This is a genomic window from Flavobacterium cryophilum (assembly GCF_048286555.1).
Classification (GTDB): Bacteria; Bacteroidota; Bacteroidia; order Flavobacteriales; family Flavobacteriaceae; genus Flavobacterium.
In genome coordinates, this window is record NZ_JBLVPZ010000004.1 from 91,531 (window position 1) to 105,802 (window position 14,272).

17 protein-coding genes and 1 tRNA gene are annotated in these 14,272 nt (G+C 33.5%); 7 read left to right on the top strand and 11 right to left on the bottom strand.

All coding sequences use genetic code 11. The features are described from left to right. Positions 1-36 precede the first annotated feature (36 nt). Both msrB and ACNQGJ_RS08355 read right to left on the bottom strand, forming a co-directional pair. On the bottom strand, positions 37-597 hold the full coding sequence (msrB, locus tag ACNQGJ_RS08350) for a peptide-methionine (R)-S-oxide reductase MsrB (protein ID WP_417973679.1): 561 nt from the start codon (positions 595-597) through the stop codon (positions 37-39). Between the two features lie 364 nt (positions 598-961). After that, positions 962-1,423, bottom strand: a complete 462-nt coding sequence (locus tag ACNQGJ_RS08355; protein ID WP_417973681.1) for a GNAT family N-acetyltransferase — start codon at positions 1,421-1,423, stop codon at positions 962-964. Positions 1,424-1,589: 166 nt separating this feature from the next. Between ACNQGJ_RS08355 and idi the strand changes: the two genes are divergently transcribed. From idi to ACNQGJ_RS08390, 7 genes are all read left to right on the top strand, one after another. Continuing rightward, positions 1,590-2,117, top strand: a complete 528-nt coding sequence (gene idi, locus ACNQGJ_RS08360; protein ID WP_417973683.1) for an isopentenyl-diphosphate Delta-isomerase — start codon at positions 1,590-1,592, stop codon at positions 2,115-2,117. Positions 2,118-2,382: 265 nt separating this feature from the next. Then, positions 2,383-2,793 (top strand): 6-pyruvoyl trahydropterin synthase family protein, encoded by a 411-nt coding sequence (locus ACNQGJ_RS08365; protein WP_417973685.1) that lies wholly within the window; start codon positions 2,383-2,385, stop codon positions 2,791-2,793. Further along, positions 2,793-3,251 (top strand): peroxiredoxin, encoded by a 459-nt coding sequence (locus ACNQGJ_RS08370; RefSeq protein WP_417973687.1) that lies wholly within the window; start codon positions 2,793-2,795, stop codon positions 3,249-3,251. The genes ACNQGJ_RS08365 and ACNQGJ_RS08370 overlap by 1 nt, the downstream gene beginning before the upstream one ends. Positions 3,252-3,345: 94 nt before the next feature. After that, positions 3,346-4,308 carry a type I phosphomannose isomerase catalytic subunit gene (locus ACNQGJ_RS08375; RefSeq protein WP_417973689.1) on the top strand — a complete coding sequence of 321 codons (963 nt, stop codon included), beginning with the start codon at positions 3,346-3,348 and terminating at the stop codon, positions 4,306-4,308. Between the two features lie 68 nt (positions 4,309-4,376). Further along, positions 4,377-4,643: a hypothetical protein gene (locus ACNQGJ_RS08380; protein ID WP_099713324.1), complete on the top strand. Its 267-nt coding sequence runs from the start codon at positions 4,377-4,379 to the stop codon at positions 4,641-4,643. 77 nt (positions 4,644-4,720) lie between these two features. Next, positions 4,721-4,794 (top strand) — tRNA-Thr (locus tag ACNQGJ_RS08385). Between the two features lie 125 nt (positions 4,795-4,919). Beyond that, the gene (locus ACNQGJ_RS08390) at positions 4,920-5,384 is read left to right on the top strand and encodes a hypothetical protein (protein WP_417973692.1); all 465 of its coding nucleotides are present in this window, start codon (positions 4,920-4,922) and stop codon (positions 5,382-5,384) included. A 531-nt stretch (positions 5,385-5,915) separates the two neighbouring features. Here the strand turns inward: ACNQGJ_RS08390 and ACNQGJ_RS08395 are convergent. The 9 genes from ACNQGJ_RS08395 to ACNQGJ_RS08435 form a co-directional block, all read right to left on the bottom strand. Further along, the gene (locus ACNQGJ_RS08395) at positions 5,916-6,626 is read right to left on the bottom strand and encodes a DUF4369 domain-containing protein (RefSeq protein ID WP_417973694.1); all 711 of its coding nucleotides are present in this window, start codon (positions 6,624-6,626) and stop codon (positions 5,916-5,918) included. Between the two features lie 214 nt (positions 6,627-6,840). Next, positions 6,841-8,709 carry a M61 family metallopeptidase gene (locus ACNQGJ_RS08400; protein ID WP_417973696.1) on the bottom strand — a complete coding sequence of 623 codons (1,869 nt, stop codon included), beginning with the start codon at positions 8,707-8,709 and terminating at the stop codon, positions 6,841-6,843. 54 nt (positions 8,710-8,763) lie between these two features. Further along, positions 8,764-9,711, bottom strand: a complete 948-nt coding sequence (locus tag ACNQGJ_RS08405; protein WP_417973698.1) for an alpha/beta hydrolase — start codon at positions 9,709-9,711, stop codon at positions 8,764-8,766. Position 9,712: 1 nt separating this feature from the next. Next, positions 9,713-10,057, bottom strand: a complete 345-nt coding sequence (locus ACNQGJ_RS08410; protein WP_417973700.1) for a hypothetical protein — start codon at positions 10,055-10,057, stop codon at positions 9,713-9,715. A gap of 64 nt (positions 10,058-10,121) precedes the next feature. Beyond that, positions 10,122-10,400 carry a DUF2805 domain-containing protein gene (locus tag ACNQGJ_RS08415; protein ID WP_066081282.1) on the bottom strand — a complete coding sequence of 93 codons (279 nt, stop codon included), beginning with the start codon at positions 10,398-10,400 and terminating at the stop codon, positions 10,122-10,124. 118 nt (positions 10,401-10,518) lie between these two features. Beyond that, a complete protein-coding gene (locus ACNQGJ_RS08420) occupies positions 10,519-11,346 on the bottom strand; it encodes a sterol desaturase family protein (RefSeq protein WP_417973702.1) in 828 nt (275 codons plus the stop codon). 45 nt (positions 11,347-11,391) lie between these two features. Continuing rightward, positions 11,392-12,000: an alpha-ketoglutarate-dependent dioxygenase AlkB family protein gene (locus ACNQGJ_RS08425; protein WP_417973704.1), complete on the bottom strand. Its 609-nt coding sequence runs from the start codon at positions 11,998-12,000 to the stop codon at positions 11,392-11,394. 4 nt (positions 12,001-12,004) lie between these two features. Next, positions 12,005-12,358 (bottom strand): DoxX family protein, encoded by a 354-nt coding sequence (locus ACNQGJ_RS08430; RefSeq protein ID WP_417973706.1) that lies wholly within the window; start codon positions 12,356-12,358, stop codon positions 12,005-12,007. A gap of 301 nt (positions 12,359-12,659) precedes the next feature. Continuing rightward, positions 12,660-13,556, bottom strand: coding sequence for an EamA family transporter (locus tag ACNQGJ_RS08435; protein WP_417973881.1), 897 nt, complete (start codon positions 13,554-13,556; stop codon positions 12,660-12,662). Between the last annotated feature and the right edge of the window lie 716 nt (positions 13,557-14,272).

Here is a 14,272-nt window from a genome sequence, read left to right on the forward strand (position 1 = left end):
AGTATTGTTTTGACTTTGTACGCTGGTAACTGCATCTTATTTAGTATCAGGGATAAAGTCCAGTGCGATTGAATTCATGCAGTATCTTTTTCCGGTTGGAGCAGGTCCATCATCAAAAAGATGACCCAAATGACCGTTACATCTTCCGCAAAGGGCTTCCGTTCTTTCCATTCCAAGAGAATTATCGGTTTTGTAAATTACGCTGTTTTTATTCTCTTGTTCAAAAAAACTTGGCCAGCCACAATTGCTTGAAAATTTGGCACCTGAACGAAATAGTTTGTTGCCACAAGCGGCACAATAATAAGTTCCTTTTTCATCGGTATTCCAAAATTTCCCTGTAAAGGGTCTTTCGGTGTCAGCATTACGGGTTACCTCATAAACGTCTTCTGGTAAAACTTTTTTCCATTCGGCGTCAGTAACAGTAAGTTTTGTGGTGTCTGTATTAGAATAATACGGATTTCCTGGTTTGTTGATCGAATTTCCCATAGCGATAGATTTTTTTGTATTGTCTTTTTTAGTTGTCGTTTGTCCGCAAGCCGTGAACATAAATAAAGGAAGCAAAAATAAGATGCTTAAAAAACGGGTTGTTGTTCTCATAATTTTCTTTTTTTATAGTACAAATGTAAAGCGCTTTTGAATCAAATAATGTCGCGTACTTTGCAAATTAATAGTTATTTAAGTTAGTTTTAACTATGCTTATTTACGGGTAATATACCGATCTGGATTTAGAATTAACAAAACCTTATTACATTAAAATATGGCTTTCTGTATTCGTGGTAACTAATAGCAATAATTTTGCCACAGCTAACTGTTTTCACAAATTTTTTGTTTGTGAATATTTATGTAACCTGGGTTTCATTTCAGCAATGCCTGCAGCGTTTTGTATTGAGGTACTTTGTTCGGTCTAAATCTTTGAACTTGTAGAGAAAATAATGTTTGTTTACCGCATTGAAAGACATAATTACACGATCATTCGCATGTTAATGAGGTGTTTTTTGAAGCCTGCTTTCTCATAGGCCTTAATTGCCGAAGCGTTGTCATTGTATACATCCAGCCGAAGTTCAAATACGTCCTGAAGAATGCACCACTCCTTAAGCGCTTCAATAATTTTAGCGTTTACTCCTTTTCCTCGATGATTAATTTTAGTGTACATAAAACCTAAATAGGCATAATTCAGGTGATTCAAGTACGGCTTTGCAGTCTCAATCCGCGCATATCCGGAGCCTATGATTTCCAAATCCATTTCGGCTACTAAAACTTCTATATGAGGAACTAAAATCATTTTTTCAATATCGTAATAATTTATTTTTTCGGCTTTTAATGTTGGGTCAAATGGGCGTTCGGCAGTAATAATTCCCTGTTCAAATTCAAGTAATTTTTCTAAATCGTCCTGATGTGCTTTTCGAATAGTTATAGTGTGCATTTTGTACTTTATAATTAGGTATAAAAATACAAAAGAATTTTTGAAAGTAGGGGTCAATTTTATTTGGATAGCCTTGAAATAATTCTGCTTCAACAAATCGAAACAGAACGTTAAAGCCCCCGTCCCTAAGTATCTTTTTTGTATTTTTGACCAGTAATAGATTTATATGTTAGAAGAAAACGTTATATTAGTTAATGAAAATGATGAGCAGATAGGATTGATGCCTAAGCTTGAAGCACATGAAAAAGCAGTTTTACATCGTGCTTTTTCAGTTTTTATTTTAAACAGTAAAAATGAAATCATGCTGCAGCAACGGGCCCATAAAAAATACCATTCTCCTTTGCTTTGGACTAATACTTGTTGCAGTCATCAGCGAGAAGGAGAAACAAATATTCAAGCGGGAAGCCGCAGGTTATTTGAAGAAATGGGTTTTAAAACAGAACTTAAAGAACTTTTTCATTTTATATATAAAGCACCTTTTGATAATGGATTGACGGAGCACGAGCTGGATCATGTGATGATTGGTTATTATGACGATGCACCGGAAATAAACGTAGACGAAGTCGAAGACTGGAAGTGGATGAAAATTGAGGATGTAAAAGAAAACATGGCGGTTCATCCGGAGCTATATACTGTTTGGTTCAAGATTATCTTCGACGAGTTTTATCATTTCCTGGAGCAACATAAAATATAAGTAAGTCGAAAGTTTTAAAGTCATAAAGTCAAAAGTCTTATTGTGGTAAAATAATCACTGTAAAACACAAATAACACCTTTGTTTACAATAAGATACTTTAAATTAATATTGTTTTTTTTCTAAATTTTAAAATACGACATTAAATTACATGTAGTATTTAGAATTGGAAATAGCGGTTCAAAAGTGTATTAACATAAAAAAAATTTCAGATTTCGCAACTTTGAGAAATCTGATCCCGAAGCTTCGGGGCTAAAATCTGAGATTATGAAAGTTACTATATCCCGAAAAGCCCATTTTAATGCGGCACATAGATTACACCGAAAAGATTGGACTTTCGAGCAAAACGATGCCATTTTTGGGAAGTGCAATAATCCTAATTTTCATGGGCATAACTATGAACTAATCGTCAGTGTAACCGGTGAAGTTGATCCGGAGACGGGTTACGTAATGGATGTGAAATTCTTGAGTGATATCATCAAAGAGGATGTTGAGGATCAGTTTGATCACAAAAATCTGAACATGGACGTACTTGAATTTCAGGATTTAAATCCTACTGCCGAAAATATTGTTGTCGTAATTTGGAATAAAATTAGAAAAAGAATCAAGCCTGAATTTCAATTAGAAGTTGTTTTATATGAAACACCACGAAATTTTGTAACCTATAAAGGGGAATAATGGGACTAAAAGTAGGCGATATCATCCCCAATTTTAAAGCGAAAGATGCAAACGGCAATGCTTTTGACAGTCAAAACATTGTGGGGAAAAAACCGGTTGTTATTTATTTTTATCCAAAAGATAATACTCCGGGCTGCACCGCCGAGGCATGCAGTTTTAAAGATCAATACGAAGATTTTAAAGCGTTAGGTGCTGAAGTAATCGGAATCAGTAGTGATAGCGTCAGTTCTCATCAACAGTTTAGCAGCCAATTTAAATTGCCTTTTATTCTTTTGTCAGACACGGACAAACAAATCAAAAATCTTTTTGGGGTTGCCTCCGGATTGTTTGGATTGCTTCCTGGTCGAGTAACGTATGTTGCAGACAAAAATGGAGTCATTCAAATGATGTTCGATAGTATGTTAGCGACCAAACACATCCCGAAAGCACTTCAAGCCATCCAGCAGCTTAAGTCATAAAATTAAATTGTAGTATACATTTGTTTTATCTTAATTTGTTTGGCAATAAAAAACATTGAATTTATATATTTACAATTCGAAAAAAAACACCGAAATGAAATTTTATCCATTACAATTTGAGCCCATTTTAAAAGAAAGAATTTGGGGAGGTGAAAAACTTAAAACAGTACTTCATAAGCCAATTACATCCGCAATTACGGGAGAAAGTTGGGAGTTGTCTACAGTTGAAGGCGATATTAGTGTCATTGCGAACGGAGTATGGAAAGGGAAAACTTTGACTGAAATTATCAATGATTTTCCTGATGAAATCGTAGGAACAGAAGTTCATGCCCGATTTGGAAAACAATTTCCCTTGCTTTTTAAATATTTAGATGCCCGTGAAGATTTGTCCATACAAGTGCATCCGAACGATGAGTTGGCTAAAAAACGACATAATTCTTTTGGTAAAACCGAGATGTGGTATATTATGCAAGCTGATGATGAAGCCGAAATTATTGTGGGTTTCAAAGAAAAATCGAATGCTGATGACTATTTAGAAAATCTAAAAAACAAAACGTTACTTTCAATTCTGGATGCTGTAAAAGTAAAATCTGGAGATGTTTTCTTTTTAGAAACTGGAACGGTTCACGCAATTGGTGCCGGAATAGTAATTGCTGAGATTCAACAAACATCGGATATTACCTACCGTATCTATGATTTTGATAGAGTAGATGCTAATGGAAATACTAGAGAATTGCATGTTGATTTGGCTTTGGATGCAATTAATTACAATACGGTAGAAACTAAGAAAGAGTATACTAAGAACGTAAATGTTTCAAACGGAATTGTTGACTGTCGTTATTTTACCACTAATTTTATTCCGTTAGACGGAGCGATTTCGGTTTCTAAATCCGGAAAAACCTTTACGGTATATATGTGTACCGAAGGAACATTTGAATTGGAATACGACAATTCAAAAATGCACTATAAAAAAGGAGATACTATTTTGATTCCTGCGGCAATGAAAACATTCATTCTCCGTGGAAAAGCTTCAATTTTAGAAATTTATATTTCATAGTCGGTAATAGAAAGATTATGTGTACTTTTGCAGACGCAAATTAAAATTCAAATTTTAAAAAAATAAAAATGGCAAACGTTAAGAATTTAAAAAAAGACATCAACTACGTTTTAGGAGATATTATTGAAGCAGTTTACTTGTTCGAAATTTCTACAACAGGAAAACCAACAACTGAAACTAATGATTTAATTGATGAGGCTATCGCTGCTTTTGACGCTTTAATCACTAAAGTAAATGCAAAAAAGGTAGAAAATAAAAAAGCACACTTCAAGCAAATCAATGTTGAATTGGAACAAACTGCTAATCAATTGATTGCTAAAATCAACGAATTGTAGTGAAAAAAAAGTGAAAAAAGTTTGAATTTGTTTTGCAAAATAGAAATTCAGACTTATATTTGCACCCGTAATGAGTCGCCAGCGTAGCTCAGTTGGCTAGAGCAGCTGATTTGTAATCAGCAGGTCGTGGGTTCGAGTCCCTCCGCCGGCTCTTTGATAAAACCACTTAACTTTTGTTAAGTGGTTTTTTGTTTTTGGTAAAATGAGAATTGAATTCTATTTTAATTGAATGTCGTAATTTTTTTGTTAATTTGATACTTAACTTAAAAATAAACTATGGAAGAGCACTCAATTATTGAAAATTTTGAAATGAAACTAAATGAGTCTGCGAAGGACTTTTTAAAAGAAGCTGCAAAATGGGCTTATTTTTTATCAATTCTGGGTTACATAGGAATTGGGTTTATTGTTTTTGCAGCTTTATTTGCAGGTACATTATTCTCCGCTATGGGGAAAATGAATCCAGCAATGGGAGCCATGGGCTCGTCTTTTGGGATGGTGATGGCTGTTGTTTATTTGCTTATCGCAGCACTTTATTTCTTTCCAGTGTATTACTTGAATAAGTTTGCATCTAATGCCAAAGCTGCTTTTACTAACAACGATTCAGAAACACTGACCACTTCTTTTAGATATCTAAAATCACATTACAAATTTATTGGGATTATGACGCTGGTTATTTTCGCTCTTTATCTTTTAATGTTTGTAGGGATGATTGTTACCGGAATGGCTTTTAATAACGCTTAAGTAGATTTTACGTATAAGTAATTCGAAAGCTTTACAGTCGTAAAGTCAAAAGTCTATTGTGGTAAAAAATCACTATAAAACACAAACAACACTTTTGTTCCCAATAAGATACTTTAAATTAATATTGTTTTTTTCTAGATTTTAAAATACGACATTAAATTAATTTAACCCGTTGGGTGTAATTAATAAAAATTTCAATTAATCTTAAATAAAAAAATTGAACCACATAGAAACATAGAAAAAAAGAATAGGATAGCCTAATTCTTGGGTTCACATAGCTATAGTTTTCTCTAAAAAAGTGAAACGCCTTAAATAATTTTAAAATCGATGTTTCTATGTGGTTAAAAAATTAAACAAATTGAATTACACCCAACGGGTTAAATTAGTACTTAGTTACGATGAAGTTTTATTCAGTCAGGCTTCAGGGTTGGTTACTATACTTCTTCATAAAACAAAAAAATCATCTTGTTGAACAGCAAGATGATTTTTTTTATTCCAATTATGGTGTATAAATGTAGCCTTTAGAACTGTTTACTTTTGGTTCTTAATGCTGGTAACATATTCGGTCAATTTTTTACCATAAAGGGATTGTGCTACTTTAGGTGACATTGATTTTTGAATGGTGTCTAAATATTTGATATTGATGTCATATATTTCTGATAAGGCGATATATGGCGCCACTTCGAATTTTCTGTTGTTTAATGCAAAATTAGTGGCAAATAAGTATTTTCTTTTGATGTTTGAATCTTGTTTTGCGCTTAAACTATCTACTTTTTGTGTGTTTTGGCTTTTGATAGCATTAAATTTTTGCTCAATCAAAGTAAGATTTTCATCTATGAACCGGGTATTGATTTTTTTATATTCTTCAAATATTTCCTGATTTTTTGATCCTTTAATTTTGGCGTCAGACAAATAGTGATCTAAGCTAGTTTCAATAGTTATGTTTCCTGGCTCCGCAAAGAAGGGTAAATTATTGTCTAAGGAATTGCTTACTCCTCGGTCTAAAAATAAATAAAGCATTTCAGGAGACTTTAGGTCTAGATTGCTTTCAAATGAAGCGCTACCGTCAATATTAATGGTATCAATAGCTACCAGTGTAGTATCAACAATTCTTTGGATGTATAAGGTTCCTTTTTTTAATCCTTTAATATTTCCAGTAATATGTAAATTAGTTGTTGGTTCATTCTTGTTACAAGAAGCTAACAGGATAAGCGTAACGAATGCAATAATAGATTTTTTCATGTGCAGTTAAAATTTGTTTTTTTGAAACATGGTATCGCCATTCTTTTATGATTTGTTCCGAAACTTCGGGATTGAATCATGGCAATTTCATTGGTGTTTATATTTTGGCGCAAAATAAAGAAAATTGTTGGAATGATTTGACTAACGCATTCAAATTTGCCAAAAAAAATCCCAATCTATTTCTAAATTGGGATTTTTGGAATTATTTGTAAATTTATGATTTCAACCAAGCTTCTCTCAAAGCAATTTTGGTCGCATCTGTTGCCTTAAGTCCTTCTTTATCCTCATAAGGGAATTTCACTGTTCCTTTGATTAATTGTTCTTTACCGTCTCGTTTTATTTTAATAGAGATGGTCTCGTTTTCTTTCCAGTTTTGACTCTGCGCAATCATATCATAAATGTTGTCTAATGAATACGGTTTTTCATTAATAGAGACCAAAATGTCGCCTCCTTTAAGCCCTAAATTTGTATAAAAAACGTTTAATTCCATATTTGGAATAACAAGGATCTCTTTTGTTTGCGGATTTACCGTGATGTATGGTGATTGTCCCTTCAAGAAAATATTTCCCGGTACTTTCTCCATAAATTTAGTAACGCCAACTTTAGCCAAATAAGTTTCGTAGGGAATTGGTGTTGCACCTGAAACATAAGTAGTCAAAAAGGCTCCTACTTCAGGATAGGTAAATGACGTTATTTTAGCAAAAAGGTCCTTATCATTAAAGGGTTTTGAAACGCCATATTCATTAGATAATTTTTGCATTAAATCAAGAATCCCTCTTTCGCCATTGCTTTTTTCTCTAATTATAATATCCAAACACATTCCGATAAGGGCTCCTTTTTCATAAACGTTCAGGTATTGGGTTTTATAGGGTTCTGTTAATACATTTGCGCTCATCGTAGTGAAAGGCATCGTATCATTCATAGCATTTGCATGTTCAATTTTTTCTGCCATGCGCGTATAAAACTCTTCTTCAGTAATTAAGCCTTGATTGATCTGAAAAAGATTTGCAAAATATTCTGTAACCCCTTCATACATCCATAAATGTTCTGACATTTTAGGGGTGTTGTAATCAAAATTATGAATCTCTTGAGAATGTATTGTTAAAGGAGTTACAATATGAAAAAATTCATGCGAAACCACATCTTTCATTGATTTAACCAATTCTTCTTTTGGCAACATTTCCGGTAAAACAACGGTGGTTGCCGTTGGGTGTTCCAGTGCTCCAAATCCTTTAGCGTCAGTAGGTGTCATGCTTGACAAATACAATAAGACCGTGTATTTTTTTGTTGCATTGATTTTTCCTAAAAACATTTTCTGAGCGGTCATCATCGTTTTCATTTCCGGAGTAATGCTTTCTGCCGTCACTTTTCCCGTAGGAGAATAAACACCAATCAGAATTTCCATACCGTCTACCGTAAACGTTGTATAGTCCGGTTTAGCATACATAATAGGATTTTCAACTAATTCAGCATAGCGAGATGTTGCAAATACATCGGTTGTGGTGCTTGTATCTTGATCTGTCATTGAGGTTGCTCCCCAAAGCGTTTCCGGATGCGAAATAGTTACATTGTACGGAAGGTCTTTTTTGTCTTGAAAATAACCTGCAAAACCATGCATGTTCAACATAAAGTTTTTTCCTGCATCAATGTTTGTACCCGCTGGAGAAAAAATATCATTTTGACCAAAACCACCCCCTTTTTCAGTATCGAATGTGTCGTTTACCAAATACGTTATTTTCACTAACGTTTTTGCATTTTTAATATTCCACGTATTATCATCTGTTTTGGTAACGAGCAATAGATTTCCTTTACTGTCAAAGGCTTTAAAATCGTCGATATATTTTCCATAATCATCCACAGAATAGGTTCCGGGAACAATTTTAGGAATGCTGTATGTAATTTCCTCCGTGTTGATTTTTGGAGCAGTAATCGTGACAAGTACTTTGTCCTCTTTCACGTCATTTAAATTAATGGCAACTTTTACTATATCAGTAACAGACTTCGAGTCATTAGTTGACGTACTGGCAGTTTTACAGCCCATAAGAACCGATGCAACCGCTAGTGTAAAAAATATTCTTTTCATATTAAGTTGTTTTATTTTAGTTGTTAGTCCTTCAAATTGTCAAATTGTTACAATTTAAAGTACTTTCACAAACGTTATTATCGTGCTTGTTAATTTTGATGTTATCGGTACATCAGGACTGGAATAGGATTTCATATTTTCGGAGTCGTCCCCTTTGATTTCTTTAAAAACATGATTCATATTTTCGATTAAAACGAGTTCAGCCCCAGACTTTGCTTTTTTAAGTAGTTCAGCTTCTGGAACAGCTACTTGTAAATCCTTGGTTCCGTTTACTATCAATACTGGTATTTGTAATTTTGTAATTTCTATTTGTGGGTTGTATTTTATCCATGAAATCATATACGGCTGGATACTTTTTCTGAAAAGTGAGGCTAACATTGGGTTTTTTAATTCGAAAGTTTTTCCGCTTTTAAGGATATCTAGATTTTTCTGTACCTCTTCTTTTAGGAAAGGAGCTTGTTTTGCTATTTGCTCTACTAAAACAGCATCAATAGTTCTTCCGGCTCCAGATAATGAAATAAAAGCGTCTGCTTTGTCATTAGCGACTATCATTCCTATTAATGAACCTTCGCTATGTCCCGCAATTATTATTTTATTGTATTTTTTTTGATTTTTAAAAAATGACAAAACTGATGACGCATCGGTAATGAAATCATCAAAAGTTAGTGTTGCCTCATTTACGGTTCCAGTCTTCATTTGAGCAATAATTCTTTTATCGTAGCTAAAAACGGCAATGTCATTTTTTGCTAATTCTTCGGAGAGGTATCGTAAGGAATTATTGATCAAACCTTTTTGATTGCCATCTCTATCGGTAGGTCCTGAACCCGCAATGAGTATGACAAGATTAGTGTTCTTATTTTGTTTTAAAGGCAAATACAACGAGCCATTTATTAATGGATTTACAGCAATTTCTTCTGTATTAAAAGATTTAACTGCAATTTCTGTTTGAGAATAACAAAGTGCTGAAAAAAGTGTCAGGAATAAGAGTAGTGATTTTTTCATTTTATTTTCGGTTTAGTTCGTTCATTATTACTTCCGGATTTTCAACTTCAATGATGAGTTTATTGTAATAGGAATCTTTGAGTTCGACAATAATTGCATTTTTTTTATTGCAAACATCCCAAAAATTGCGTTTTCCTTTTTTTATATAAGTTCCAGCAGTAATAACCCATGGTAATTGGGTACCTGGCATTTTCCAGCCAATCCAAAAGGTAAATTCATCGTTGCTTTGATACGCTCGGATTATTTTATCTTTCGGTACTCTAATCTTATTTTCGAAAGCCCAAAATTTATGACTTCTGAGAATGTCAAAAATAAATTCGTTTTCGTTTGATGTTACTGCAACCATTATTTAGTTTGTAAAAGTTAGTTGGTATAAACGCAAAAACTCCCGAATATCAGGAGTTTTATTTTTAGTCTAATTTGTTTTTTATGTAATATTTACCATCCAAATCTTCATCAAAATCATCAATTTTAACGGGTTTTGGTTTTGGTTTATTCGCTGTTGCTTTCTTTTTCCACATTTCAAATTTTTCTGCCGGCATCTTCTTTTTCATGATTTCAAGAATCTCTTTTTCTGCCAGACCAAATTCTTTTTTGATGATCTCAAAAGGATTTTTTTCTTCTAAAGCCATTGTAACAAGTTTTTCTGTTTGCTCCCAGTTCAATTCTTTTCGGTTACTCTTTTTCATCACGTGAAAATTAATTCAAATAAGTTGTTAATGATTAATAAATTACATTTCTAATTAAGACCAATATTAAGAAAAAAAATAATTAGATTTTCTCAAAAGATGATTTTTTTTACACTTTTCACTTATTTTCTTTTAAAGGCGGTTTATGAAAGGGTATTTTTAATAAATTTTTTAACTGATTGTGCTCTTGAGGATTCGGGTGAGTGTCGATACCGTATCTAATTTCTTCTTTTGGAAGTGTCATAAAAGTTCCGAAAAGCCTGTCCCAAATTGAAAAGATATTGCCATAATTGCTATCCGTATAAGGCAAAACATAATGGTGGTGTACTTTGTGCATATCTGGAGAAACGATAAAATAACTCAAAATAGTGTCTACTTTTTTTGGAAGCGAAATGTTAGCATGATTGAATTGTGTAGCCACAACGGATAGCGTTTGGTAAAGAAAAACCATCCACATAGGACTTCCAATAATTAAGACGCCCATTGCCGTAAATGCAAACCGAATTACGCTCTCTCCAGGATGATGACTGTTTGCTGTTGTGGTGTCGATCCAAGTATCCGTATGATGTATCAAATGGAAACGCCATAAAAATTTAGTTTTATGTTCTACGAAATGGACTAGATAAGCCCCAATTAAATCCAATAAAAGTAACCCAACTACCGCGTAAAGCCACAAAGGCATTTCAAGGAGCCATTGTAAAATCCCAAAATCATTGGCAATTGTCCAGTTAGCTGATTTTAATAATATAAACGCCAAACAAAAGTTGACTACAATAGTGGTAAAAGTCATAAAAATATTAATACCCGCATGATGCCATTTTTTATAAGTAAAGTTAAAGAGTGGAAAAGCATTTTCTATCAACCAAAAAAAAGTGATTCCTCCTACAAGAATTAAACTTCGATGAGACGATGGAATAGTAGAAAAGTAAGCTATTATAGCATTCATAATTGGACGATTTATTTCAAATTTAATACTTTTTATTGAAAATAATTATATGATATCCCGAAAGGTAGCATTTATTCTGGGACCAATAAGTTTCGCTGTTTTTGGAATTTGATGTTTCCAGAAATGTTGCGTCGTTCCTTTCATAAGCAATAAACTTCCGTGTTCGAGAATGATACTTTTTTTTTGGTCTTTTTCCAAATTATGTTTCAGTTGAAACGTGCGTTCTGCACCAAAACTCAGCGAAGCAATTACAGGATTCATTCCTAATTCTTTTTCGTTATCGGCATGCCATCCGTTACTGTCTTTTCCATCGCGGTACTGATTTAGTAAAACGGTTGTAAAATTTACATCAGCGATAGTTTCGATTTCCATTTTCAGCTTTTGCAAAAGCAAATTCCAAGGATGCGGTTGCATGGTTATATTCGAATAGGAATACGATTTCCCTTCGTTTCCAAACAAAGCGGTTAAACGCGGTTGCGGATGAATTTTTCCATACACCCGAATTTCATCCTGTTGCCAGGGGATTTCTTGTAGTAATTCGGCAAAAATAATATCGGCTTGCTCTTTGTCAAAAAACTGAGGGTAATAGATAATTTCAGCATCTGGCAAGTTAAGGAATACAGGTTCTGACGCAGCTTCAAAGAGTGATTTCAATGGATTATGTGTATTGGTAGGCCCAGAAAATGAGCATTAATTGTAGTGGCATTCGTAAAAGTAAAATCCATTTAGGTAAACCCATTCTTGCTTTTTTATTGAAATACATATACAAATGCGTAGGGAAAACAGCAATTAGTAAGGCAATAACTCCCCAAGCGGCATAGTTTGTAACTAATGGAATGCAGAGAACAATGCCCAAAATGATCTCCGCTAAACCGCTGACGTAGTTTAATAATTTTGGATTTGGAAAATACGGAGGAATGATTTTCAGGTACAGTCTGGGGTTTCTGAAATGGTTTATTCCTGCCATAAAGTAAACAAAAGCCATCACGTATAAATGCCAAGGTAAATTCATAATAAATTTATTTGTCACGAATTTATAAAAATTTCAATGAAATTAATAAAATTGTCTTTAAATAGCAGGTCAAACGCATTAAAATAAGTTGAAGTTTAAACCACATAGATACATAGTGTTTATCCCTGCAAAAATAAATTTTGATGATGATAAGAGTTCACAATAGAAAAAAAGCATTGGCTTTTTTTCTATGTCACCTAAATTTCGACTGTTCGGAACCCATTTAAATCAAAAAATAAAATTAATTTCTATGTTTCTATGTGGTTCAATTTTTAATGCGTTTGACCTGTTTAAATAAAAATTAAGACGGTTTCTTTAAATTGACGTTCATCATCACAATTGCCAAGATGATTAAAACAATACCAATCCATTGGACTAAAGACACCTGTTCACTTAAAAGAAAATAGGCCATAAGTACCGATACGGGAAGTTCCAGTGCAGAAACTATACTTCCTAATCCAATTCCTGTTAGCGGAAAACCGGCATTGAACAATAACGGTGGGATTATAGTTCCAAAAAGCGCCAGTATTATTCCCCACTTCATGAAAATCTCAAAATTGAAAGCGGTAGTTTGTGTGGCAATTGCAAATCCGGTTACAATTACTGCACCACCAAGGAGCATAAATAAGCTGCGTTGCGCCGAAGAAACATGTGTTGCAATGCGGTTAGCGGTGAACATTGTAGTGGTGAAGGACGTTGCCGCCATAAGTCCTAAAAGGACGCCGCGCCAATCTAATTCTACTTTGCTTTGAATAAGATTTGTGGCAAGTGCCGTACCAATTAGTACAATAACAACAGAAACTATTTTTTGTGTGGAAGGCCTTTTCTTTTCTAAAATCATTTCAAATATAACGCCCATCCAAACGGTTTGCATCAACAGAACAATACCAATGGAAACTGGAATGTATTTTACGGCCAAATAATAAAAAATACTTGTCATCCCCAGAGAGGTTCCCGCCAGCATTAATTGAGAAATGTTTTTCTTAGATGCTTTTACAACATCATTTCCTTTTTTGGCTTTTTGAAACATATTGATTAGCAGCATTCCCGTGATTCCGTACGCAAATTGTGCAATAGTAACTTCGGGTGTGGTGAAACCTTCGCCGTAGGCTATTTTTACTAAAGTAGCCAGCATTCCATAACTCGTTGCGCCAAGGCCTACTAGGAACACTCCTTTTAATACATTATTGTTTGTCATTTCTTTTTTCATTTTAAAAAGCGGGCAAAGATAGGATTTTGTGCTGATTTATGTCTTTTTAAAATAGTCCTTCCACTACTTTGTTTCGTATTCCGATTTGAGAGGAATCAAAATTAAGATTGTTTTTCAAAAATGTACCATAAAGGCTTCTAAAATCAATCTCCTGTCTTAAGTTCCAATTTGCTATATCCGAAATATTGGGGTTTTATACAACGATTTTTCCTTAGTTATTTTGTCCAATAGTAAACATTGGAGTTGCCGTTGCATGGTCAGTTCCTTTTCCATTGTCTTTTACGCGAATAACTAATTGATCTTATTAATTGAATTAAAAAAATCTAATCTTATTTGAAATATAAATCGGATATGCATTTTTCGCATTTTAAAAAAGGTTAAGCACCGGCGACTTTGTGAAGCCGATATAGCTTCTGAGTCTAGGAGATTCAGTTAATAGTACAGCGTAGCTGCAGTATTAAAAACACTTACAAATTGTTCTCTTTTTGTTGTTGCCCAGGGTCCATAATCTATAAATACTGATGTATATATTTCATTTTTTGGAGTTGTAAAATAAATGTTAAATTATTAATTGTAATTTGCACACTTAAAACTTATGGGCGATCAGGAGACTAAACCCTAATAAACACAAGGGTTTTTATATGGTAAAATAATAGTTAATAGATTATGAAATTGATATTTAATTAACTTTTTTATTTTTAAAA